This is a genomic window from Flavobacterium pokkalii (genome assembly GCF_014596575.1).
GTDB lineage: Bacteria > Bacteroidota > Bacteroidia > Flavobacteriales > Flavobacteriaceae > Flavobacterium > Flavobacterium pokkalii.
Map to the genome: position 1 here is coordinate 32,492 of NZ_NASZ01000024.1, position 24,052 is coordinate 56,543.

Sequence of the window (24,052 nt, forward strand, 5' to 3'; positions counted from 1 at the left end):
AATACTTTTAAATATTTGATTTTTAACAGAGTACTAATTTACGTATTTTAAGGAAACCCAGTTGTTTCTTTCGAATTTTTTAACATAAGTCAACCCTTTTTCGGTACAGGCAGCATCAATAAAAGGAATGTCTTCATTGTAGAAACCACTTAGTAATAAGGTTCCTTTTGGATTTAAACAGTCCACATAAGCCTGCATGTCATTCAACAAAATGTTTCTGTTGATATTGGCAATAATCAAATCGTATTTTTTATCTTTTAACAAAGAAGCATCGCCTTCATAAATACTAATATTTGTACAATTGTTGTGCTCGGCATTTTCAATCGAGTTCAAATAACACCAGTTGTCAATATCAATCGCATCAATAGGTTGTGCGCCTTTCATTTCGGCAAGAATAGCCAAAATTGCTGTTCCGCAACCCATATCCAGAGTTTTCATTCCGGTTACATCCATTTCTAAAAGATGTTGAATCATCATGTGTGTGGTTTCATGATGTCCGGTACCAAAACTCATTTTAGGTTCGATTAGAATATCAAATTCAGCATTCGTTTTTGGGTGAAATGGCGCTCTCACATGACATCTTCCGTCCACATCAATCGGTTCAAAGTTTTTTTCCCATTCTTCATTCCAGTTTACCTGTTCGATTTCTTCGTAAGTATAATCAATTTCAAATTCTTCCGAATGGAGTATGTGTACGTTTTCCAAAATCATTTCGTCCCATAAATCTTTTTGTACAAAGGCAGAAATTCCGGTTTCGGTTTCAGTAAAACTTTCAAAGGCTAATTCGCCCAATTCGGCAATTAAAATTTCTGAACCCAGTTCTTTTGGTTCAATGCTAAAATGGTAGGCGATATAAATATTTGACATAAAATTTAATTTTTTGCAAAGGTAGTATTTCTCTTTGATGAAATTAGAAAAATAAAAAAAGCGATAAAATGAATTATCGCTTTCTTAAAATGGTATAAATGTTATTTTTAGATAGCTGTAACGATAGCTACAAAATCATCTGCTTTTAAAGCAGCTCCACCAATTAAACCTCCGTCAACATCCGGTTTAGAGAAAATTTCTTTAGCATTTTCAGGTTTAACAGAACCTCCGTAAAGAATAGTTACATTTTCAGCCACTTCTTTTCCGTACGTTTTAAGAACCGTTTCTCTGATGAACTCGTGCATTTCCTGAGCTTGTTCCGGAGAAGCAGTTTCTCCTGTACCAATAGCCCAAACTGGCTCATAAGCTAAAACCACTTTATCCCAAGATTTAGCATCAATTTGGAACAAACCATCTTTTAATTGGTTTTCAACTACGTTGAAATGATTTCCTGACTGACGGTCTTTTAATTCTTCACCAAAGCAAAAAATAACGGTCATATCGTGTTTTAAAGCTGTGTTTACTTTATCAGCAATTAAAGCATCTGTTTCGTGGAAGATTGCTCTGCGCTCAGAGTGTCCAAGGATTACAGTGTTTACTCCAACAGAAGTCAACATATCAGCAGAAATTTCTCCTGTGAAAGCTCCGCTCTCTGTTTGGTGAACGTTTTGTGCCGAAACACTGATGTTTGTTCCTTTTAATTGATTTACAGCAGCTGCCAAATTTACAAATGTTGGCGCAACAATAACCTGAGCTCTGGTTTCAGAAGGTACTTTTGAGATTAATTCATCTAATAATGTGCTGGTTTGTGCTGCGTTTTTGTGCATTTTCCAGTTTCCTGCTACAATTTTTTTTCTCATTTTGATAAGTATTGTATTTAAATTTTGTTTGTTTATAATTCTTAAATTGTTTCTTTTTCTAATTGCTTTAAAGTCGAATTCACTTTTTCAAAATCGGTTTCAACAGCGCGATAAATGACTATTTTTCCGGTTTTGTCAACAACTATTGTTCTAGGAATCCAGTCTAAATTTATAGCTTTGGCAAATTCGCCTTTCATTTGATCTTTTGCCATAAAATGCGAGCCTTCCAATTCGTATTTTTCTATTCCGTATTTCCAGGAATTGGCGCTGTCATCCATGGAAATAAAAACAAAGTTGGTTTCAGGATAGGATTCCTGTAAGCTTTTCATTTTTGGAATGTCTTTGATGCAATCGCGACACCAGCTGGCCCAAATTTTAATCACCAAATTTTTTCCTTTGTTTTGGGCTAAAATATTTTCGAAAGCAATTGAGTTTCCCTCAGTGTTTAGAACGGTTGCCGTTAATGCTTTTTTAGAAAATCTTGTTTTTTGTTCATTGGATTTCGAACAGGAAATACCCACCAAAAGAAGTAAAATAACGATTGTTGTACCTAATTTTTTCATTGTTCCAAAGTTAAAATAAACAATTTGATTGCTGTTTACGGAATGTTTTTTTTTGAAAATTATTAAATAAAATAACAAATACAGCTTTTAGAGTTATAAAAAAACGAAAGAAAACGTAATAGTTAGACGGTTTTTTTTGAAATAAAATCATTGAAATTTTAAATTTGTCTTAAAAACGGACTATTAAATAGTCTTTTTTGACTGTTTTGGAGCTGTAAAATGAATAAAAAAACTCCTAAATGAACCGGAATCGTCAATTTAGGAGTTTGTCTTTTTTATAATTTCAATTTTTTAATATCGTTGTAATGTACTTTTTGCGTGATAGTTCCTTGGTTTAAAACAACAATACTTGGATTTGCTCTTTCTATCGTTTTTAAAGCAATAGCATCGCAGGTGTAAAAATCAAATTTCAGTTTGTATTTTTTCTGCGCTTTTGCAATTTCTTCTTCTGAAGAATTGGTCATGCCAATTACTTTATAGCCTTTTGCCTGAGCCGTTTGATTTAGTTTTTCTAAGTCCTGCATTCCGTCTTCGTCGGCTTTAGTTAAATCATAACTAACAAACATTAGCAATTTAGGTTCCTGTAAAAGCTCGTCTTTATAATCTGAACCGTCTTTAATCATTGTAAAATCATGAATAGGAGGAATGTAGCCTTCGCTGATTACTTTGTCTTTTCGATCCACAAATTCGGCTCCTTCGGGAAGATTCATCAGGTCGTTTTCGGTAAATTCTTTTTCGACTCCGTTTACTTTATAAATAAAAGTCATTTGTACTACCGGCATTGGAGCGCCTTCCGGAATTTCCATTCCTTTTTGAATGTTTGTACCCACTTTGTAAGGGCGGAAATCAATTATAGGCAAATGATTTAAAACGTGATAAGCCAGAAAAATGGCAGTTACTAATCCCAAAGAAGTAACTAAATTTTGCACTCCTTTATGATTGAATAAAGGTCTTACTAATTTTTTATTGGCAAATAAAATGAAGATAAAAAACAACAAAATAACGTCTTTGGAAAAGGATTGCCAAGGTGTAAGATGCAAAGCATCACCAAAGCATCCGCAATCTTTAACCACATCAAAATAAGCAGAATAAAAAGTCAGGAAGGTGAAAAATACAATCATGAGCAACAAACTCCAAATGGTAAATTTGGATTTGTAACCAATGAGCAGCATAATTCCTAAAAGCACTTCGACAATCACTAAAAATAGGGCTAATGTCAAAGCAAAAGGTTCTAAAAAGGGAAGATTAAAAACCGGTTCGCTAAAATATTCGGCTAATTTATAAGAGAAACCTACCGGATCGTTTAGTTTGATTAAACCTGAAATGATAAATAAAATTCCAACAAATAGTCTGGAAAACTGAGTGATGGCGTTTTTCATAATTATTTTTGTTTTTTAGCAAATCCCATTAATATTAAAGCAAAAACAGCATAATTAATCATGTCCTGATAATTAGCGTCAATTCCTTCAGAAACGATTGTTTTTCCTTTATTATCTTCAATTTGTTTCACGCGAAGTAATTTTTGCAAAATCAAATCAGTAAGAGAACTTACGCGCATTTCTCTCCAGGCTTCGCCATAATCATGGTTTTTAGCTTCCATTAAATCTTTGGTCAATTGCACTTTGGCATCGTACAATTGTGTTGCTTTTGCCACATCTAAATCCGGTTGTTCCACAACACCCAAATCTAATTGAATTAAAGCCATAATCGCATAATTGATAATTCCGATGAATTCTCCGGATTCGTCTTCGTCAATTTTTCGAATTTCATTTTCCTGTAAACTACGGATTCTTTGGGCTTTAATAAAAATCTGATCAGTTAAGGAAGGCAATCTTAAAATGCGCCAGGCACTTCCGTAATCCTGCATTTTGTTAAGAAATAACGAACGGCAAATTGCAATTACCTGATCAAATTCTTGAGAAGTATTCTTCATTATTGATGTATATTTGTCTAAAATTTTCTCAAAAGTAGGGAAAAGGATTCAACTTTAAAACAAAGATTTGAAAATGACAATTAATTGCAAAGGGCAGCTCATCGATTTATCGCTGCCAAAAGTAATGGGGATTTTAAATATTACGCCCAATTCATTTTTTGACGGAGGAAGGTATTCCAACGAAGGAGAAATTATTGCAAAAGTTGAAAAAATGCTGGCTGAAGGAGCTACTTTTATCGATTTAGGGGCTTATTCGAGTAAACCCAGCGCCGAATTTGTTTCGGAAGAAGAAGAACTGAACCGAATTGTTCCGGTTGTGCAATTGTTAGTAAAACATTTTCCGGATATTTTGTTGTCAATTGATACTTTTAGAAGTAAAGTGGCTAGTGCCTGTATTGAAAACGGTGCTGCTATAATTAATGATATTGCTGCCGGGAATTTGGATGAAAAAATGATGGAAGTAATTGCTCAATATCAGGTTCCTTATATTATGATGCACATGCGGGGAACTCCGCAAACCATGCAAAGTCTTACGGAATATGACGATATGGTTAAGGAAATGATGTTTTATTTTTCAGAAAAAATAGCTCAGGCCAGAAGTTTAAGAATAAACGATTTGATTGTAGATCCGGGCTTTGGTTTTGCCAAAACTATAGAACAAAATTTTGAAGTAATGCAAAAACTGGAATTATTTCATAATTTAGAATTGCCATTGCTGGTTGGGATTTCCCGAAAATCGATGATTCATAAAAGCTTAGGAATTAGTGCCGACGAAGCTTTGAACGGAACTACTTTTTTAAATGCGGTGGCTTTGATCAAAGGCGCTCAAATTTTGAGAGTTCATGATGTGAAAGAGGCAGTGGAATGTGTGAAATTGTTTGAAAAACTGAATGCTTAAAATGATGAAATATTTTAGTCTTATTATCGTTTTTTTACTCGCTTCCTGCGGAAATAAAGAAGATATTCAATTGCCAAAATCCGATACAACTGTAGTGAGTGATGTTCAGGATCATTCACCGATTTATATTTTTTTCAGAGTTAATGAAAAAGATACGTTGGCAGAAGTGAATCGAAAAAATAGTATTAGTACGACCAATTGGATTTTTAATATCGATAAGCGTTTGCCTTTAAAATTAGTCATTCCTGAAGTCATAAAAATGCAGGATAAAAAACGCAATGAAAAAGTACATCAAAATGAAAATGCAGAGAATTATTACTCTTATGCGGATACAGTAAAAGAAAATTTGGCGTTTTTAGCTTTTACCAAAGTGTATTATAAAATGGGAAAACCTAAAAATAATGACTTTGTTATTTATTTCCAAAAAGGCAGCGATTTGGTTTCTTTAAATGGGAAATATGTAAAAAAAGCCGATTTGTTACAAGAGTTTTTTAGTATTCAGTTTATTTTGAAACCGCGAATTGTTACCCAATTTGATAAAAATATGACTTATGGCGAATATATTCAAAATAAGATTTTGTTACGAAAATTTGATTTGTACAGTATAAATCCGATTTCACCAAATGAGTTTATACATTAAATCTTAAGAACAAGGATAAATAGATTTTGTTAAAAGTTCAAGCTTCTATATTCTGCTTTCTGAAATCTGCATTCTAAAATCTGAAATCTAATATCAGTTACTGATGATGATACGGTTCATTTCTTAAAATGGTAAATCCACGATACAATTGTTCGATAAAAAACAAACGCACCATTTGATGGGAAAAAGTCATTTTGGACAGTGAAATTTTTCCTTGAGATTTAGCATAAACCGTTTCAGAAAATCCATAAGGACCACCAATGACAAAAACTAAGGTTTTGATACCGGAATTCATTTTTTTTTGTAATTCTTCCGAAAAACCTACGCTGGAAAAGTTTTTTCCGTTTTCATCCAATAAAATTAATTGGTCGGTCGAACTAATTTTTGACAAAATCAATTCGCCTTCTTTCTCTTTTTGCTGACTTTCGGATAAGTTTTTTACATTTTTGATGTCGGGAATTATTTCCAAATCAAATTTGATATAAAAAGACAAACGTTTGGTGTAATCGTCAATTAAGCTTTGTAATGCCTTATTGTCGGTTTTGCCGATAGCGAGAAGTTTAATGTTCATTTTGCGGATGATTTTCGAAGTGCAAAGATATTAAACTAGTTTTTGATTTTAAGAATAACCGCAAATTCGCAAATTTAAAGCATAGCATAAAAATAAATTTGCGAATTTACGCTTGTCATTAAGTTGTTTTTTTACTTTCAATATTAGGTAAAAATGCCGTTAGAATACCCAATAATGGTAAATAGGCACAAAGGTTAAAAACATGAGCAATACTTGTTTCGTCGGCCAATTTACCTAAAACAGCCGATCCTAAACCGCCCATTCCAAAAGCGAATCCAAAGAATAATCCGGCAACCAAACCTACTTTTCCCGGTAAGAGTTCGGTAGCATAGACTAATATCGCTGAAAAGGCAGAAGATATAATTAAGCCAATGAAAACAGATAAAATGCCTACCCAAAACAAACTAACATGGGGCAATAAAAGTGTAAAAGGCGCCGCGCCTAAGATGGAAATCCAAATGACATATTTTCTTCCAAATTTGTCTCCTAAAGGGCCTCCTATTAAGGTTCCGGTTGCAACAGCTCCTAAAAATGTAAACAAATACAATTGTGAATCCTGAATACTTAAATGAAATTTATCAATTAGAAAAAAAGTATAATAACTGGTAATGCTGCTTAAATAGAAATATTTTGAGAAAATTAAAATTAATAGTATGAATAAAGAAAAGACAATTTTCTTTTTTGACAAATGATGAATGAAAATTTCCGGAGTCTTTGCAGTTGTATTTTTTAATGATAAATGATTACTGTACCATAGAGCAATTTTGTATAAAACCAGAATTCCTATTAAAGCAATTAAACAAAACCACATAATATTGGTTTGTCCATAAGGAATCACCATCAAAGCTACTAAAAGAGGACCAATAGCACTTCCGGCATTTCCTCCTAATTGAAAAATAGATTGTGCTAATCCTTTTTTTCCTCCCGAAGCCAAATGCGCTACTCTGGAAGATTCCGGATGAAAAATTGAAGAGCCAATCCCAACAAGGCTGACAGATATTAATAAATAATTGAAGCTACTGGCTATTGAAATAAAAAATAAACCTGCCATTGTAAAAGACATTCCTATTAATAACGAATAGGGTTTTGATTTTTTATCGGTATGCATGCCTACAAAAGGTTGTAAAAGGGAAGCAATCATTTGATAAGTAAATGTGATGATTCCAATTTGAGAAAAACTTAAATTAAAATTGTCTTTTAATAAAGGATAAACTGAAGGGATTACGGCTTGCAATAAGTCATTTATAAAATGCGAAAAACTTATTGTAAATAGTATCGAATAAATAGTCTTTTGGGCTATTTCCTGATGTGATTTGACATTTTCCATGAATTGTTTTTTTGTTTAAAATATTCTTTTAAAATAACAGCTGTAATATTTTATACAAAGTTGCTAATAAAAAACATTGTCAGAATTACTATATTTGGACAATGAATAACGAATATCAGACATATTATTTAGTAGATTATGGTTTCCAAATCAATCCGGAATTACCTGTTGTGGGGTATACCGAGAAAATTACTAATGCGATTTGTGTTTCTCACGCGCATCCCAGAGCACAATTGATTTATGCCAGTAGCGGAGTAATGAATGTGGTTGTAGAGAATCAAATTTGGGTTGTGAATCCGTTGCAGGGATTATGGATTCCGGGAGGGATGGAGCATCAGGTTTCGTTTCAGCAAGACGTGAATTTGTATAGTGTTTTTATAGATCCTTCATTTACAGCCGGGCTTCCTGGAACTACATTTTCATTTGATATTTCTGAATTTTTAAAACAGCTGTTGTTTAAAATTATTTCTTTTAAAATTGATGGAATAATTACGCCTTCGCAAAGAAGAATTATGGATGTTTTTATGGATGAATTGGCTTCGATTCAGCCAAGTGCCACTTTTTTACCTACTACAAATCATTTAGTGTTGAGTAATGTTGTTGAGCTTTTACTTGAAGATGTTGCCAGTAAACACACTATCGAATATTATGCGGAGATTTCCTGTATGAGTAGCAGGACTTTGTCCCGATTGTTTATTAAAGAATTAGGAATGAATTTTAGTGATTGGCGTATTCGATTAAAATTACTCGAAGCGATTAAAAGGCTTGGAGAAAAACAATCGGTAAAAGAAATTGCTTTTGATTTAGGTTATGAAACCACCAGTGCATTTATTTTTATGTTTAAAAAACATTTAGGCAAAACACCTTCTAATTATATTTTAGAAGATTTTGCCTAAACTTTTAATTTTTAGTCCTCTTTATTAATTTTCAAATGAAAAGGCGGCGCTTTATAATCTTTGTCTAAATAATTTTCCGGAATCGTAGTCTGACTTCCGTCACGGGCAGCCCGGTAATGTGGCGACATGATTTCGATGCCGTTTTCATTACATACATCCTGAATATTTTGATGTAAATTAGAATAAATTACTGCTTGTTTGTTGGCTTCTTTTACATAAGCGTTAATTTCGTAAGAAACATAAAAATCATCCAGACTGGTTTGTAATACAAAAGGTTTTGGCTCCGGCAAAATCAATTCGGTTCGGGTTGCAGCTTCAATTAAAACTTCGTGCATTTTTTTCCAGAGAACATCGTAGCCAATTGTAACGGTGGAATGGATAATAAGTCCTTTTTCAGGCGCATCACTGCTGTAATTAATTGTGTGACTATTCATCACGGTAGAATTAGGAATCGAAATAATTTCGTTTTTAATCGTTCTGATTCGGGTAACCAATAAAGATTTTTCGATAACATCTCCGGTTACTTCACCAATTTTTACACGGTCTCCAATTTTAAACAAACGCATATACGTCAGGATTAATCCAGCTATAATATTAGACAATGAACCGGCTGAACCAAAGGTAAACAAGAATCCCAGAAATACAGAAACACCTTGAAAAACGGGAGAATTACTCCCCGGAAGGTATGGGAAAATAACCACCAGCATGAAAGCTAAAACAATAATTCGGATGATTTGGTATGTAGGATTAGCCCAATCGGCATAGAATCCGGGGATTTCCAGATTGCCTTTTTGAATTTCATTTTTCAAAAAGCGGATGCCTTTAAGCGCATATCTGAAAACAAAAATGATGACTAAAATAGTAATTAAATTAGGCAGGTAATTCCAGAATCCTAAAGCTATTTTTTTCAAAGGATTTAAAATATAGCCAAATAGAGTCCCGGCAAAATCTTCTGTCCAGGGAAAAATCCCAAAAAGTATTGGTAAGGCAATGTAAACAATAAGTGCTATAAACAGCCATTTTAAAAAAGTATTGACATTGAGTAAAGCATTTACTTGTTGGTGTGCATCAAATAAGGTGAAGTTTCTAATTTTGATTCCTTTAATGCGATGATTTTCTTCTTTTCGGATTTTAGTCTCCAGCCAAAAGAACAACTTTTTGATGTATTTAATCAGAAAGTAAATTATAAGCAGCACCAAAAAAGCCAATCCAATTTCTTTAGCCAAGGTGCTTAAACTGGTTTCCTGTTTGTATTTGATAATAGCATCGCTGATAATGATTTTATATTTCTGAGCCAAAGCTGTTTTTGAGGTTTTGTTCCAAATAGCATCATTTTCAGAAACACTCATAATAATGTGCTCGCCTTTTACAATATCTAAGGTCGTTTCGGATTCCACAATTTTGATGGATTTGCCGTTGAACGCTAATTCGCCTGCAATTGTTCTGATACGTTCACTAATAGCATTGGCACGGTCTTTTGCCGAAAAACTTCCCAGTTTGTTGTATATGATAAATAAGGTGTCGTTGAAAAATCCTACTACAGGATGTCCTTTAACGGTTTTTCGCAGTGAGTCAATTTGCTGTTTTTTTTCCGCTATTCGAATAGAATCCTGTTTGCTTAATGCCTGTAATTGTTTTTGTAAAGCAGCTTTTTTTAAGTTATCGGTGGTTTTTAAGGATTTCAGTTCGGTTTCTAAGGCAACTTTTTTTAGAGAATCGCTTATTCGTTGGGCTTCTATTAAGCCTAATTTTTTATTAAAATCCTGAACAATTGCAGCATTAATAGAATCTGATTTTTTATTGATGCTGTCATTTTGGGCTTTTACAGTAGTTGCAAATAGTATTATAAAAAGCAAAATCGCAAGATTGCAACTATTGGAAAAACGGTAAAATGTTGTTTTTCGAACGGTATTTAGGCAGCATTTATTTGGCATAAATTTTAAAGCTTTATTGAGGATTATTGGTAGTAATGACAAAAACAATTAGAACTTCGTCCGTAGTATTAATGAGTGAATGAAAACCTTCGCCGTTCATGGCTGTAATACTTCCTTTTTTGAGTGTTTTTTTTCGGATAATACCATCTTTTTTAGTCATTTCCGAATATTCGCCTTCGCCATGCATCACAATATAAAGTTCTTCTTCGTGGCGGGTGCCATGGGTATGAAATCCGGCTTCGTCCCCTTTGTTTTTAAAAACCATGTAGGCTCCAATGCGATTATTGGTCAATTCACCTTCGTTAAACATTTGTAGTAAATAAACAATGCCTTTTCCGCCATACATCGGATTTCTTTTGTCTATTCGAACCACGGTTCTTTCAGCTTTTTTAAAAGGAGTGACACTTAGGTCGATGTATTGCGAAACCAAATCAATCAGCTCTTTTTTTTCGTTTTCGGAAAGTATTTCAGACATTGTAATAATATTGTTTTCACCAAATATACTACATAAATCTCTGATGAAAAGTCGTTTTTTCTTAAAAAAGTTCAGCTGGATTAATTTTTTAAATAGCAGGTAATTTGCAAATTAGTCCTCGTAAATTGATCGTTCAACTTTGTTTTTAATCGGCGGAATAGTTTTTAAATATTCGTAAATAGCAGCGGTTTCTGTATCAGTTAGTTGTGGGTAAGGAATCATCGGGTAGGTCAACGCTTTTTGACCATCAACCATTCCAAAACGGACAGCTTTGATAAATTGCTCTTTAGTCCAGTTGCCTATTCCGGTTTCTTTATCAGGTGTTAAATTAGGTGTTTTTTTGACTCTTCCTTCGGTATCAAGGGGACTGTTTCCACCGGCAAAATAACCTTCACTTAGTTCCGGTTTTAGGAAATTGTTCGTTTTAAAATCGGCGGAGTGACAGGAAAAGCATTCTAAGTTTTGAGCCAGATATTTTCCTAATGCAATAGTTTGTGTGGAATCAGGTAAATTGATTTTTTCAGTTGGTAATGGAAATGGTTTCCAGACTACGCGACATAGTAATTTGGTCAAAAAAGAAGGTTTGGTAGGAGTATCAGGAGTGGCATCGGCTTGAATCATTGGGTCATCTGACCTTAAAAAAGCAATGATGGCATTAATGTCTTCATCGGCCATATTGGGTAATTTTGCCATGTAAGGCGGAGCATATTGACCGTCTTTTTTAACACCGGTGCGTAACAGGTAAAAAATTTCGCTGTCGCTCCAGTTTCCTATTCCGTATGTTTTATCCTGAGTAATGTTTTGGGAATATATTTCACCAAATTCTGCCGGAGCATCGCGCATGAGTGTTCCGGTTAGTTTTCCGGTTTGAGGATCTTTATGGCAATTGGCACAAAGCATCGTAACGAGTTTTTTTCCTCTTTCTACTGAAGCCGAATCGCTTTTTACCTTGTAATCGATAGTTAATGTCTGGTATTTGGGGATGTCTGTTGCGCTGATGTAAATAAATCCAATAAGAGCAATTGCAACGATAAGAAGAACAATAATTCCAATGATTTTTAAAATTTTTTTCATAACGAATACAGATTAGATGGTAGAACCTTGAAAAAGAACGAAATAACGATTGTAAATATAATAAAAACATTGTTAAGCTTTTGATTTACAGTGAATTGTTTTTGAAGTGATTGTTTGTGAAAACTTATATATGGAAACAAATTTTCTTATCCACAAAATATGTCCTAATTTAGCGAGGTATAAATTTCTGATAAAAAATGATTAGCGAAGCACAATTTCAAAACGAGTTAGAATTATTAATAGCAAATGCCATCAGGGAAGATGTGGGCGATGGCGATCACAGTTCGTTAGCCTGTATTCCTGCATCGGCACAAGGAAAAGCAAAGCTTTTGGTGAAGGACAACGGAATTATTGCCGGAGTCGAATTTGCGAAAATGATTTTTAATTACGTGGATGCTAATTTGCAAATAGAAACTTTTATTGAAGATGGAACACCGGTAAAATTTGGAGATGTTGTGTTTCATGTTTCAGGAAGTTCGCAGTCTATTTTAAAGGCTGAACGTATGGTTTTGAATTCGATGCAAAGAATGTCGGCTATTGCTACAAAAACCAATAGTTATGTGAAAATGTTAGAAGGAACCGGAACTAAAATTTTGGATACCCGAAAAACGACTCCTGGTTTTAGAGTTGCCGAAAAATGGGCGGTAAAGATTGGAGGAGGAGAAAATCATCGTTTTGCATTGTATGATATGGTGATGTTGAAAGACAATCATATTGATTTTGCCGGCGGAATCGGGTTAGCAATTGCTAAAACCAAAACCTATTTGAAAGAAACCAATCGCGATTTGAAAATTATTGTGGAAGCCCGCGATATGGAAGAAGTAAGACAAATTGTGGCTGCAGGCGGAGTATTCCGAATTTTATTGGATAATTTTGATTATGAAATGACCAGGGAAGCAGTTGCTTTTATTGGGGATGAATGTCAAACGGAATCGTCAGGAAATATTAATGAAGATACAATTCGTTTGTATGCAGAATGTGGTGTGAATTATATTTCTTCGGGAGCGTTGACGCATTCAATTTATAATATGGATTTGAGTTTAAAAGCGATTGACTAATTGCTTTATAAAAAGAAAATGAATGTCGGTAGAAATAGAACAAAGACTAAAAAAGATACCTCTGATGCGCAATTTTGTCAATTGGGCAAAAAAAGTAAAACTCAGTTGGCTTAGCGGATTGTCTTTATATGATTTATTGGAATTGTATATTATCGGTTTAACCGAAGGTGCCCTGTCTAATCGTGCCGGTGCTATTGCTTTTAGTTTTTTCATGGCTTTGTTTCCTTTTGCGCTGTTCATTTTAAACCTTATTCCGTTTATTCCAATAGAGGGATTTCAGGATGATTTTTTAAAATTTGTGGCTGACGGAGTTCCACCCAATACTTTTTATGCTATCAAAAATATTATCAATGATATTTTGCATAACAGTCATTCCGGATTAGTTTCTTCGGGGTTTTTACTGTCGGTTTTTTTGATGGCTAATGGATTGAATGCTATTTTAGGAGGTTTTGAAAATTCGAAACATGTTTTGGTAAAAAGAGGTTTTTTTCATCAGTATTTTGTGGCAGTTGGAATGTCTTTATTTTTGGCTGTTTTGTTGATTCTAACCGTAGCAATTATCGTTGTTTTTGAAGTTGTAATTCAACAGTTAAATGCCCGAGATTTTTTGAGTGAAAAAATTCCGTTGATGGTAATGGGGCGTTATGCTTTCTTAATCTTGATGATTTTAATAACCACTTCGGTGCTGTTTAAATTTGGAACTAAAAATCAGGAAAATCGTTCGTTTATTTCTATTGGTTCCGTGTTTACTACTATTTTAACGATTATTAGTTCGTATTTTTTTGGTGTTTGGGTAATTCGTTTCTCTAAATACAACGAACTTTACGGTTCTATCGGAACCTTATTGATTGTTATGTTTTATATCTGGATTAACTGTATGATTTTATTACTTGGTTTTGAACTTAATGAAGTTATTAATAAGTTAAAAAAGAGAGAAGCTAATAATAAATTGTCCTAAAATAAGGATTCATCTCTAATCGAATAAGTCATAATTCATGTATTTTGTTGAAGTAATTTTACCGTTGGCTCTGGCTAAAACCTTTACTTATAGTGTTTCTGAAGCCGAGTATCATTATATTCAAAAAGGAATGCGAATAGCTGTTCCTTTTGGGAAAAGCAAAATATATACGGCGCTGGCGATTGATTTGCATCAAAATAAACCCGCTTTGTATGAAGCAAAAGAAATTCATCAAATCTTAGATGAAATGCCAGTTGTTACTGAAAATCAAATCAAACACTGGCAATGGATTGCTTCTTATTATATGTGTGCCATCGGCGATGTGTATCGCGGTGCGATGCCTAGTGCATTGTTATTAGAAAATGAAACGCTGATTTCTCAAAAAAGCGATGCATTTATTGATGAAAGCCAACTTACGGATGATGAATTTTTAATTTTTCAGGCGCTACAGCAGCAATCTTCATTGAAAGTACAGGATGTGGTTGGGATTTTGAATAAAAAGAGTGTTTTTCCAATTATTCAAAAATTAATAGACAAAAATGTTCTGGTTTTACAGGATGAAGTTCAGGAAGTTTATAAGCCTAAATTGGTGCGCTATATTCGTTTGAGTGAACAATATAAATCTGACAGCGGCTTGAGTGAATTATTGGAAGTTTTAAAAAATGCTAATAAGCAAAAAGAAGTTGTACTGACTTATTTTCAGTTGAGTGCGGCTTCCAATAAGAAAGCAATTTCGGTAAAAGAATTAGTTGAAGCTTCTCAATCGACTTCGGCGCAAGTAAAAGCTTTGATTGATAAACAGGTTTTTGAAGAATATTTGTTGCAGGAAGACCGTGTAAAATTTACCGGAGAAATAAACGATACGCTATTGCAGTTAAGTGAAGCACAACAAAAAGCTTTTGACGAAATTAAAAACGGTTTTATCGAAAAAGAAGTTTGTTTACTGCATGGTGTGACTTCAAGCGGAAAAACGGAAATCTACATCAAACTTATTGAAGATTACTTAAAAACCGGAAAACAAATTTTGTTTTTATTGCCTGAAATTGCGTTGACTACACAGTTGGTTTCAAGATTGCAAGCGTATTTTGGAAATAAAGTGGCGGTTTTTCATTCGAAATATAATAATAATGAAAGGGTAGAAGTTTGGAATCAGGTTTTACAAAATTCAGAGAAAGCGCAGGTGGTAATTGGAGCACGTTCGGCTTTGTTTTTACCTTTTTCCAATTTGGGTTTTGTAATTGTTGACGAAGAACATGAGCAGACTTTTAAGCAGCAAGATCCGGCACCAAGGTATCACGCCCGTGATGCGGCAATAGTTTTGGCAGGTTTTTTTAATGCCAAAGTTTTACTTGGATCGGCTACGCCAAGTATCGAATCTTATTATAATGCACAAAACGGAAAATACGGACTGATTGAACTTAAAACGCGTTATGGAAATGTGCGTTTGCCTGAAATTGAATTGGTTGATTTAAAAGATAAATATTTCCGAAAGCGAATGACTGGTCATTTTAGTGATGTCTTGATTGAAGCGATTTCGGAAGCCTTGTCTTTAGGAGAGCAGGTAATTTTGTTTCAAAACAGGAGAGGATATTCGCCTTTGTTGGAATGTATGACCTGTGGTCATGTACCGCAATGTCAGCAATGTGATGTGAGTTTGACGTATCACAAACACAGAAATGAACTGCGTTGTCATTATTGTGGTTATTCAATTGCAAAGCCTACGCGCTGTCATAGTTGTTCAGGGATTGATTTGTCTACAAAAGGTTTTGGAACAGAGCAAATCCAACAGGAATTAGTGCAACTTTTTCCGGAGAAGAAAATTGGCCGAATGGATCAGGATACGACTCGTGGTAAATTTGGGTTTGAAAAAATCATCGACAGTTTTAAAAACAGGGAAATCGATATTATGGTGGGAACGCAAATGCTGGCAAAAGGATTGGATTTTGACAATGTAAGTCTGGTAGGGATTATGAATGCCGATAATATGTTGTACCATCCGGATTTCAGGGCATTTGAAAGAAGTTTTCAAACCATGATTCAGGTGGCGGGTCGTGCAGGAAGAGCTGAAAAACAAGGAAAAGTTGTGATTCAAACCTATAATCCTCATCACAATACGATTCAGCAGGTAACAAACAATGATTATGCGGGAATGTATAAAGAACAGTTGTATGACCGTCAGATTTATAAATATCCGCCTTATTTCAGAATTATCAAACTGTCTTTAAAACATCGTGATTTTGAGAAATTAAAAGAAGGTTCGATGTGGTTGTATCAGGTGTTGTCTCAGCATTTGGGAATTCCGGTACTTGGTCCTGAGGAACCTCCGGTTAACAGAATCCGTAACGAATATATTAGAACAATAATGATAAAAAATCCCCATAATGTTTCGATTATGGGGACAAAAAAAACTATTCAAAAAATATTGAATAGTTTTGATAGTGTTGCTCAATACAGAATGATTAAAGTGGTATTGAACGTCGATTTTTATTAAACCTTTTAGGCGTAAGAAAGCGCTTTTACTAAATCTTCTTTCTTGTTTCTGCTCAAAGGAATTTTGGTTGGACCAATTTCGGCAAATTTACTGTTAAAGCGTTCTACTTTGTCAATGTTGATAATGTAGGATTTATGAACACGAACAAATTTCTTTTTTGGTAAATCATTTTCAAAAGATTTCATGGTCGAAAGCACCAAGTGGCTGTCGTCTTCAGTAACCACTCTTACGTAGTCTCCGAAGGCTTCAATCCATTTGATTCTGGAAGTGTAGATTTTTAATTTTTTCAAATTACTTTTGATAAAAATATGTTCTCCTTCCTCTTCTTTGGTGTCCTGTTTTAATAAATGTAAATCGATGGCTCTTTTTACAGAAGCATTAAAACGGTCTACAGCTATAGGTTTTTGCAAGTAATCAGTTGCATCATAGTCAAAAGCTTTAAGGGCATATTCAGCTTTTGATGTGATGAAAATAATTTGAGGTTTGGTTTTTAGTCCGTCTAAAAAATCAAACCCGCTTATTACCGGCATTTCTATATCAAGAAATATTAAATCTACGGAATGCACCGACATGCAACTTTTGGCTTCGATAGCATTGGAAAAATCACCTATTAAATGTAGGTTTGGGTGATTATTCACTAACTTTGCGATGATCATTCTTTGTATCGAACTATCATCGACAACGACACAATTAAGTTTCATAATTTTTAGGAATTTAAGATTTGGCTTAGTAAAAGTATTGTAAAATATTTACATGAACTAATCTTTATCGGTTTTTTTTGCAATACAACGAATAAAGTTGTTTTTTGTTTTTTTATTCGAATTATTTAATTATTTTTGCGCCCAAATTTAACAAAATAAAACATTTATTATGAATCATTACGAAACTGTTTTCATTTTAAATCCCGTTTTATCTGATGTTCAGGTAAAGGAAACAGTAAGCAAATTTGAAGATTTTCTTACTAGTAGAGGAGCTGAAATGGTAGCTAAAGAGGATTGGGGTCTTAAAAAAATGGCTTACGAAATCCAAAACAAAAAATCTGGTTTTTACCATTTGTTTGAATTCAAAGTAGCACCAGAAGTGTTAATCGCTTTTGAAACTGAGTTTAGACGTGACGAAAGAGTTATGCGTTTCTTAACTGTAAGTCTTGACAAACATGCTATCTCTTGGGCTGAAAGAAGAAGAGCAAAATTAAAATCTCAAAAAGCTTAATTATCATGGCAACATTACAACAATCTGCTTCAGGAAAAAAAGACGGAGATATCAGATATCTTACTCCTTTAAATATTGAAACTAACAAAACTAAAAAGTACTGTCGTTTCAAAAAATCAGGTATCAAATATGTAGATTATAAAGATGCTGATTTCTTATTGAAATTTGTTAATGAGCAAGGTAAAATTTTACCTCGTCGTTTAACTGGTACTTCTTTGAAATACCAAAGAAAAGTGTCTGTAGCTGTAAAAAGAGCTCGTCACTTAGCTTTAATGCCATATGTGGCTGATTTATTAAAATAATCAATTAAATTAACAGTTGTTGTCTCGTTGCAACTCAACGGGACTAACTTCTAAAATACAAGGACAACAACATGGAACTTATTTTAAAGAAAGACGTTCAAAACTTAGGTTTTAAAGATGATATCGTAACTGTAAAAAACGGATACGGTCGTAACTACTTAATCCCACAAGGATTTGCTCAATTAGCAACTGCTTCTGCAAAGAAAGTATTAGCTGAAAACCTAAAACAAAGAGCGCACAAAGAGGCTAAAATTATTGCTGATGCTAAAGCTACTGCTGAAGCTTTAAAAGCTCTTGAAATTAAAATTGCTGCTAAAGCAGGTGGTGAAAAATTATTTGGTTCAATCACAAATATTGACATCGTTGAAGCTTTAGAAAAAGCAGGTCAGTCTATCGAAAGAAAATTCATCACAAGTGGTATCGTTAAACGTACTGGAAAATATTCTGCTACTGTAAGATTACACAGAGATGTTATCGTAGAATTACCATACGAAATTGTAGCTGAAAAAGCATAATTTTGTTATTCAATATTAAAAATCCCGATGAAAGTCGGGATTTTTTTTTAAAATTAATTTGCATCTTAATGATAAGATGCTGAAATCAATTCAGCATAAATGAAATATTCCAGATTAACAAAAGAACAATTTGAAGAATTACATCCTGAATTTGTCAATTTTTTGGCAACCCAATCTATTGATAAAGCAGAGTGGGACAAGATCAAAGAAGAAAAGCCGGAAGTTGCTGAACAGGAATTGGATGTTTTTTCCGATTTGATTTGGGAAGGTGTTTTGGCTAAGGCTGAATATTTAGAGCATTTTTCTAAAAATCATATTTTTCTTTTTCAGGCTTTTGATACTCATGTGCAGTCTATTGTTTTGAAATCGCTAGTGCCGGATGTGGATTTTCTAACCAAAGAAGGTTTGCAGTGGCTGAGTGATAATATGTTTACAGAAACAATTGAGATGAAGGTTGGAAAAAAGGTTTTTACAGAAGAGCGTAACAGTTCAATTTTTTCATTAATTCAGCAAGGCGCTTTTTTAAGCGACGGACAATTATTTAAACAAATAAATTCGATTATAGAATCGTAATTTAAGTGTTATTTTTATTAAAATTGGTTATTTTAGTAGGCTGTTTACAGAAACTAAAATGACCAATTTTTTTATATGGCGGTGTTAAAAACTATTCAAAAATTACGAGACGAACTAAATCTTCATAATTACAATTATTATGTCTTGGATAATCCCACGATATCTGATTATGAGTTTGATATAAAACTGAAAGAACTTCAGGATTTGGAGAATATGCATCCTGAGTTTTTTGATGCTAATTCACCAACCCAACGAGTAGGAGGTACGATTACTAAAAATTTTCAAACCGTTGCGCACACGCATCGGATGTATTCTTTGGATAATTCCTATTCGAAAGAAGATTTATTGGATTGGGAAAACCGAATTCAAAAAGTTCTGGGAAATGTCGATTTGCAATATACCTGTGAATTAAAGTACGACGGAGCGTCGATTAGTATTACGTATGAAAATGGAAAATTAGTCCGTGCGGTAACCCGTGGCGATGGTTTTCAAGGGGATGATGTGACGAATAATATCAAAACGATAAGGTCGATTCCGTTGCAGTTGAAAGGGGAAGGTTATCCTGATAAATTTGATATTCGTGGTGAAATTATTCTTCCATTGGTGGAATTTGAAAAGATGAATCAGGAATTGATTGAAATTGGTGAAACGCCATATTCTAATCCCCGAAATACGGCTTCAGGCAGTTTAAAATTACAAGATAGTGCTGAAGTTGGTAAAAGAAAATTAAGTTGTTTGTTATATTTTTTGGCTGGAGCTAGTAATATGTGTTGGTCTTCTCAACATGAAGCTTTAGAATGTGCTAAAAATTGGGGGTTTAAAGTTCCTGATAAAGAGAAGTATCAGTATAAGTTTGCTTCTGGAATGGATCAGGTTTTTGAATTTATAGACTATTGGGATGTACATCGACATGATTTGCCTTATGAGACGGATGGGGTTGTGATAAAAGTAGATAAATGTTATTATCAAGATGAATTAGGGTATACAGCAAAATCGCCGCGCTGGGCAATTGCTTATAAGTTTAAGGCGGAGCAGGTGGCTACAAAATTAAATTCCATTTCGTATCAGGTAGGTCGAACCGGAGCGATTACACCAGTGGCTAATTTAGAGCCGGTGCAGTTGGCGGGAACCATTGTAAAACGGGCTTCCTTGCATAATGCGGATCAGATTGAAAAATTGGATATTCGTATTGGGGATACTGTTTTTGTGGAAAAAGGAGGGGAGATTATTCCGAAAATTATTGCGGTAGATTTAAGTAAACGTCCGGAAGATTCTAAAATTACGGATTATATAACGCATTGTCCCGAATGTAATTCGGAATTAGTTCGTAATGAAGGAGAAGCTAATCATTATTGTCCGAATTTTTATGGCTGTCCACCACAGATTATTGGTAGAATTCAGCATTTTATTTCTCGAAAAGCGATGGATATTGAAGGTTTAGGAGGTGAAACTGTGGCTTTGTTGTATAATAATCATTTGGTTCAAAATTATGCTGATTTGTACGAATTGAAAGTTGAGGATATTTTGCCTTTGGAACGAATGGCGCAAAAATCGGCGGAAAATTTGGTAAATGGTGTTAAAAAATCTACGCTGATTCCTTTTGAAAGTGTTTTGTATGCTTTAGGAATTCGTTATGTGGGTGAGACTGTCGCTAAAAAATTAGCGAAGCATTATAAAAATATTGAGGCGCTGAGTCAGGCGACTTTGATGGATTTGATTTTAGTGGATGAAATTGGAGAACGAATTGCGCAAAGTGTAGTTGAATTTTTTGAAAAAGAAGAAAATAAAATCATAATTCAACGTTTAAAACAGTACGGAGTTCAATTTGAAATTGTTGAAAAAATAAATCTCAATGCAACGAATAAGTTAGAAGGTAAAATTTTTGTGGTTTCGGGAGTTTTTACTCAATTTTCAAGAGAGGAACTCAAAACGGCTATCGAAGATAACGGAGGGAAAGTTGGTAGTTCTATTTCATCTAAAACGGATTATGTAGTGGCGGGAGATAATATGGGGCCGGCTAAGTTAGATAAAGCGAATAAGTTGAATATTCCAATTATTTCTGAATCCGATTTTATGGTGATGCTAACGGAAAATTAAGCGCTTGTTTGGTTTTTTTGAGTAAAAAAGAGTGTTAAGAATTTAACAAAAAGTTTTAAATCGTCATTATACTTTTTTAGATTTGCCGCTTTTAGTGTGACTTAATTAATTAATTTTGTTTACTTATAAAGATAAGTTATGTTTTTGAATTACTTAAAAGAGTTTTCGGTAAAGAAAAGATTAAAAAACAGCTTACTTAATGTAAAGAGAAGTTCTTCTTTAGGCGATATTAAAACAGTAGGAGTGATTGTTGATCAAAGTCATTTTGCCAACACTAAATCCTTGCTGGATGAATTAAAAGCCAACGGAATTTTAAAAGAAAATGTTAGTTTGTTGCTTTTTAAAGGGGATAAAAATGTTGATTTTGAGGTTGAAACTGTAAAATTAACTTCAGGAAATCTCGATTGGAAAGGGCAGATTAAAAGTAAAGAAGTAAAGAAATTTATTGCTCGCGATTTTGATTTATTAGTGAGTTATTATGAGGTAGAAAAAGCAATTTTACTTGTGGTAACTCATGAATCTGGAGCCAAATTTAAAGTTGGCTTTGCGAATATAGACAAACGCTTGAATGATTTTATGATTAATACGAATCAGGGAAATTATCAGGTTTTTGTTCAGGAATTATTTAGATATTTAAAAATATTAAACAAAATATAAACTAAAAACATGCAATCATTAATAGGAACTGGTGTTGCTCTGGTAACTCCTTTCAAAGAAGATTTTTCTATCGATACCGAAGCATTAAGAAGAATTGTAAATTTTTCTGTAGATGGTGGAGTTGAATATCTGGTTATTTTAGGAACAACTGCTGAAAATGCTACGCTTAACAATGAGGAAAAGGAATTGGTTATTAAAACCGTGATTGAAGCGAATAATGGGCGTTTACCATTGGTTTTGGGAGTTGGTGGAAATAATACGATGAAAGTAGTTGAGGAGTTAAAAACAAGAGATATGTCGCCTTATGTGGCTATTCTTTCAGTTTCTCCTTATTATAACAAGCCTTCTCAGGAAGGGATTTATCAGCATTTTAAAGCCATTGCTGAGGCTTCTCCAATTCCGGTAATTGTGTATAATGTTCCGGGAAGGACTTCCAGTAATATGTTGCCAAAAACGGTTTTGCGTTTAGCAAATGATTTTGAAAATATTGTGGCTATCAAAGAAGCTGCCGGTGATATTGTTCAGGCGATGCAATTGTTAAAAGATAAACCGAAGGATTTTCATGTGATTTCAGGTGATGACATGACGGCTTTAGCTACAGTTTTAGCAGGTGGTTCCGGAGTGATTTCGGTAATTGGTCAGGGATTTCCAAAGGAATTTTCTGAGATGATTCGTCTGGGTTTGAATCGTAAAGTAGATGAAGCTTTCAAATCACAATATTTATTATCTGATTGTATTGATATGATCTTCGAACAGGGTAATCCTGCCGGAATCAAACAGGTTTTTCAGGTTTTAGGAATTGCTGAGAACACCGTGCGTTTGCCATTAGTAACAGTTGATGAAGATTTGCAACAAAGAATAGCTGAATTTGTCAAAAAAATAGATAAATAATAGCTTTTTGCAAGTATTTTTTTAAGCTAAGAAATATTTTGTAGTCGCTAAATTAATAACTAAATTTGCCACCGAAACTTCGGTATGATTTTTTATGGGCTGTAAAAGGTCTGTATTAGAAAAACAAAATAAAAAAATGAAAAAAATTGTATCCTTATTGCTTCTTGTAGTTCTTTTTAGTTCATGTAATGAATATCAAAAAGCACTTAAAAGCGAAGATGTTTCGGTAAAATATAAAATGGCAGATACTTTGTATGCTCAGGCTAAATATTCAAAAGCATTGCGTCTTTTTGAACAAATAGCTCCGGAATTCAGAGGAAAGCCACAGGCAGAAAAGATGTTTTATATGTACGCACAGTCGTATTATAAAACCAAACAATATTATTTAGCAGCTTATCAGTTTGAAAGTTTTGCTTCGGGATATCCAAAAAGTGTAAAAATAGAAGAAGCTTCTTTTTTAGGAGCAAAAAGTTATGCTGTTTTATCACCGGTTTACAGTTTGGATCAGGCGGATACGTATAAAGCAATTGAGAAAATGCAGGCATTTATTGATCGATTTCCAAATTCGCAATATTTGACTGAAGCAAATGGTTTGACTAAATTATTATCGGAAAAGATTGAGAAAAAAGTTTACGAAAACGCCAAAGGTTATAATACTATTTCTGATTATAAATCGGCATTAGTGGCTTTTGATAATTTTATTATCGATTATCCGGGAACAAAATTCAAAGAAGATGCTTTGTTTTATAAATTAGATTCTGCTTATAAATTAGGAATTAACAGTGTTCCTGAAAAAATGCAGGAACGATTGAATGTAGCTAAAACCTCTTATCAAAATTTGATTAAGTTTAAAGCGGATACAAAATATAAAGAACAGGCAGACGAAATGTATGCTCGTGTGGAACAAGAATTACAAAAATATACTAAATAAATAAAGGTCATGGATTTAAAAAAGACGAATGCTCCGGTAAATACAATTACGTACAATAAAACGCTTATTGAACAACCTACCGGAAATGTGTATGAAGCAATTACCATTATGGCTAAAAGAGCGAACCAAATCAATTCTGAAATTAAAAAAGAATTGACTGAAAAATTGGAAGAATTTGCTACATATAATGATAGTCTTGAGGAAGTTTTTGAAAACAAAGAACAAATTGAGGTTTCTAAATTCTATGAAAAATTACCAAAACCTCACGCTCTTGCTGTTCAGGAATGGTTAGACGGTAAAATTTATTTCAGAGAATCAAACAAATAAGA

26 protein-coding genes are annotated in these 24,052 nt (G+C 33.7%); 15 read left to right on the top strand and 11 right to left on the bottom strand.

All coding sequences use genetic code 11. The features are described from left to right. Positions 1–33: 33 nt before the first annotated feature. From prmA to B6A10_RS13755, 5 genes are all read right to left on the bottom strand, one after another. Entirely contained in the window at positions 34–867 is an 834-nt protein-coding gene (gene prmA, locus B6A10_RS13735) for a 50S ribosomal protein L11 methyltransferase (RefSeq protein ID WP_188221322.1), read from the bottom strand. A gap of 107 nt (positions 868–974) precedes the next feature. After that, positions 975–1,727 carry a triose-phosphate isomerase gene (tpiA, locus tag B6A10_RS13740; protein WP_188221323.1) on the bottom strand — a complete coding sequence of 251 codons (753 nt, stop codon included), beginning with the start codon at positions 1,725–1,727 and terminating at the stop codon, positions 975–977. Positions 1,728–1,768: 41 nt separating this feature from the next. Further along, a complete protein-coding gene (locus tag B6A10_RS13745; RefSeq protein ID WP_188221324.1) occupies positions 1,769–2,290 on the bottom strand; it encodes a TlpA family protein disulfide reductase in 522 nt (173 codons plus the stop codon). A 275-nt stretch (positions 2,291–2,565) separates the two neighbouring features. Beyond that, positions 2,566–3,669 carry a BT_3928 family protein gene (locus B6A10_RS13750; RefSeq protein WP_188221325.1) on the bottom strand — a complete coding sequence of 368 codons (1,104 nt, stop codon included), beginning with the start codon at positions 3,667–3,669 and terminating at the stop codon, positions 2,566–2,568. A 2-nt stretch (positions 3,670–3,671) separates the two neighbouring features. Continuing rightward, on the bottom strand, positions 3,672–4,223 hold the full coding sequence (locus B6A10_RS13755; RefSeq protein ID WP_188221326.1) for a DUF1599 domain-containing protein: 552 nt from the start codon (positions 4,221–4,223) through the stop codon (positions 3,672–3,674). Positions 4,224–4,296: 73 nt separating this feature from the next. On the opposite strand from B6A10_RS13755, the gene folP reads away from it, so the two are divergent. Beyond that, positions 4,297–5,121 carry a dihydropteroate synthase gene (folP, locus tag B6A10_RS13760; RefSeq protein WP_188221327.1) on the top strand — a complete coding sequence of 275 codons (825 nt, stop codon included), beginning with the start codon at positions 4,297–4,299 and terminating at the stop codon, positions 5,119–5,121. Between the two features lies 1 nt (position 5,122). Continuing rightward, on the top strand, positions 5,123–5,761 hold the full coding sequence (locus B6A10_RS13765; RefSeq protein WP_238929412.1) for a hypothetical protein: 639 nt from the start codon (positions 5,123–5,125) through the stop codon (positions 5,759–5,761). Between the two features lie 97 nt (positions 5,762–5,858). On the opposite strand, the gene rlmH is transcribed toward B6A10_RS13765, so the two are convergent. Both rlmH and B6A10_RS13775 read right to left on the bottom strand, forming a co-directional pair. Then, a complete protein-coding gene (gene rlmH, locus B6A10_RS13770; RefSeq protein WP_188221328.1) occupies positions 5,859–6,332 on the bottom strand; it encodes a 23S rRNA (pseudouridine(1915)-N(3))-methyltransferase RlmH in 474 nt (157 codons plus the stop codon). A gap of 118 nt (positions 6,333–6,450) precedes the next feature. Then, on the bottom strand, positions 6,451–7,659 hold the full coding sequence (locus tag B6A10_RS13775) for an MFS transporter (RefSeq protein WP_188221329.1): 1,209 nt from the start codon (positions 7,657–7,659) through the stop codon (positions 6,451–6,453). A 101-nt stretch (positions 7,660–7,760) separates the two neighbouring features. On the opposite strand from B6A10_RS13775, the gene B6A10_RS13780 reads away from it, so the two are divergent. Further along, positions 7,761–8,555: an AraC family transcriptional regulator gene (locus tag B6A10_RS13780; protein ID WP_188221330.1), complete on the top strand. Its 795-nt coding sequence runs from the start codon at positions 7,761–7,763 to the stop codon at positions 8,553–8,555. Between the two features lie 11 nt (positions 8,556–8,566). Here the strand turns inward: B6A10_RS13780 and B6A10_RS13785 are convergent, their stop codons facing one another. From B6A10_RS13785 to B6A10_RS13795, 3 genes are all read right to left on the bottom strand, one after another. Then, the gene (locus B6A10_RS13785) at positions 8,567–10,489 is read right to left on the bottom strand and encodes a mechanosensitive ion channel family protein (RefSeq protein ID WP_188221331.1); all 1,923 of its coding nucleotides are present in this window, start codon (positions 10,487–10,489) and stop codon (positions 8,567–8,569) included. A gap of 13 nt (positions 10,490–10,502) precedes the next feature. Next, positions 10,503–10,964 (bottom strand): cupin domain-containing protein, encoded by a 462-nt coding sequence (locus tag B6A10_RS13790; RefSeq protein WP_188221332.1) that lies wholly within the window; start codon positions 10,962–10,964, stop codon positions 10,503–10,505. 111 nt (positions 10,965–11,075) lie between these two features. Continuing rightward, positions 11,076–12,038 carry a c-type cytochrome gene (locus B6A10_RS13795; protein WP_188221333.1) on the bottom strand — a complete coding sequence of 321 codons (963 nt, stop codon included), beginning with the start codon at positions 12,036–12,038 and terminating at the stop codon, positions 11,076–11,078. A gap of 197 nt (positions 12,039–12,235) precedes the next feature. Here B6A10_RS13795 and nadC point away from each other — a divergent pair, with 197 nt between their 5' ends. The 3 genes from nadC to priA are packed head-to-tail and all read left to right on the top strand — an operon-like array spanning position 12,236 to position 16,545. After that, positions 12,236–13,096: a carboxylating nicotinate-nucleotide diphosphorylase gene (gene nadC / locus B6A10_RS13800; protein WP_188221334.1), complete on the top strand. Its 861-nt coding sequence runs from the start codon at positions 12,236–12,238 to the stop codon at positions 13,094–13,096. A gap of 22 nt (positions 13,097–13,118) precedes the next feature. After that, complete coding sequence (locus tag B6A10_RS13805) at positions 13,119–14,054, top strand: YihY/virulence factor BrkB family protein (RefSeq protein ID WP_188221335.1); 936 nt, start codon at positions 13,119–13,121, stop codon at positions 14,052–14,054. A gap of 37 nt (positions 14,055–14,091) precedes the next feature. Beyond that, on the top strand, positions 14,092–16,545 hold the full coding sequence (gene priA, locus B6A10_RS13810) for a replication restart helicase PriA (protein ID WP_188221336.1): 2,454 nt from the start codon (positions 14,092–14,094) through the stop codon (positions 16,543–16,545). Positions 16,546–16,550: 5 nt separating this feature from the next. On the opposite strand, the gene B6A10_RS13815 is transcribed toward priA, so the two are convergent. Further along, positions 16,551–17,246 (bottom strand): LytR/AlgR family response regulator transcription factor, encoded by a 696-nt coding sequence (locus tag B6A10_RS13815; protein ID WP_026715039.1) that lies wholly within the window; start codon positions 17,244–17,246, stop codon positions 16,551–16,553. Between the two features lie 169 nt (positions 17,247–17,415). Between B6A10_RS13815 and rpsF the strand changes: the two genes are divergently transcribed. The 9 genes from rpsF (at position 17,416) to B6A10_RS13860 (ending at position 24,050) form a co-directional block, all read left to right on the top strand. Further along, positions 17,416–17,757, top strand: a complete 342-nt coding sequence (gene rpsF, locus B6A10_RS13820; protein WP_026715038.1) for a 30S ribosomal protein S6 — start codon at positions 17,416–17,418, stop codon at positions 17,755–17,757. A 5-nt stretch (positions 17,758–17,762) separates the two neighbouring features. Continuing rightward, entirely contained in the window at positions 17,763–18,059 is a 297-nt protein-coding gene (gene rpsR / locus B6A10_RS13825) for a 30S ribosomal protein S18 (protein WP_026715037.1), read from the top strand. Positions 18,060–18,130: 71 nt separating this feature from the next. Next, complete coding sequence (rplI, locus tag B6A10_RS13830) at positions 18,131–18,574, top strand: 50S ribosomal protein L9 (protein ID WP_055092223.1); 444 nt, start codon at positions 18,131–18,133, stop codon at positions 18,572–18,574. Between the two features lie 99 nt (positions 18,575–18,673). After that, positions 18,674–19,147 (top strand): DUF6495 family protein, encoded by a 474-nt coding sequence (locus tag B6A10_RS13835; RefSeq protein WP_055092221.1) that lies wholly within the window; start codon positions 18,674–18,676, stop codon positions 19,145–19,147. Positions 19,148–19,222: 75 nt separating this feature from the next. Beyond that, positions 19,223–21,244 (top strand): NAD-dependent DNA ligase LigA, encoded by a 2,022-nt coding sequence (ligA, locus tag B6A10_RS13840; protein WP_188221337.1) that lies wholly within the window; start codon positions 19,223–19,225, stop codon positions 21,242–21,244. Between the two features lie 138 nt (positions 21,245–21,382). Further along, complete coding sequence (locus tag B6A10_RS13845; RefSeq protein WP_188221338.1) at positions 21,383–21,901, top strand: DUF6913 domain-containing protein; 519 nt, start codon at positions 21,383–21,385, stop codon at positions 21,899–21,901. A gap of 9 nt (positions 21,902–21,910) precedes the next feature. Next, positions 21,911–22,792: a 4-hydroxy-tetrahydrodipicolinate synthase gene (dapA, locus tag B6A10_RS13850; protein WP_188221339.1), complete on the top strand. Its 882-nt coding sequence runs from the start codon at positions 21,911–21,913 to the stop codon at positions 22,790–22,792. Between the two features lie 136 nt (positions 22,793–22,928). Then, entirely contained in the window at positions 22,929–23,723 is a 795-nt protein-coding gene (locus B6A10_RS13855; protein ID WP_188221340.1) for an outer membrane protein assembly factor BamD, read from the top strand. A 9-nt stretch (positions 23,724–23,732) separates the two neighbouring features. Continuing rightward, positions 23,733–24,050 (top strand): DNA-directed RNA polymerase subunit omega, encoded by a 318-nt coding sequence (locus B6A10_RS13860; protein WP_026715030.1) that lies wholly within the window; start codon positions 23,733–23,735, stop codon positions 24,048–24,050. Positions 24,051–24,052 lie beyond the last annotated feature (2 nt).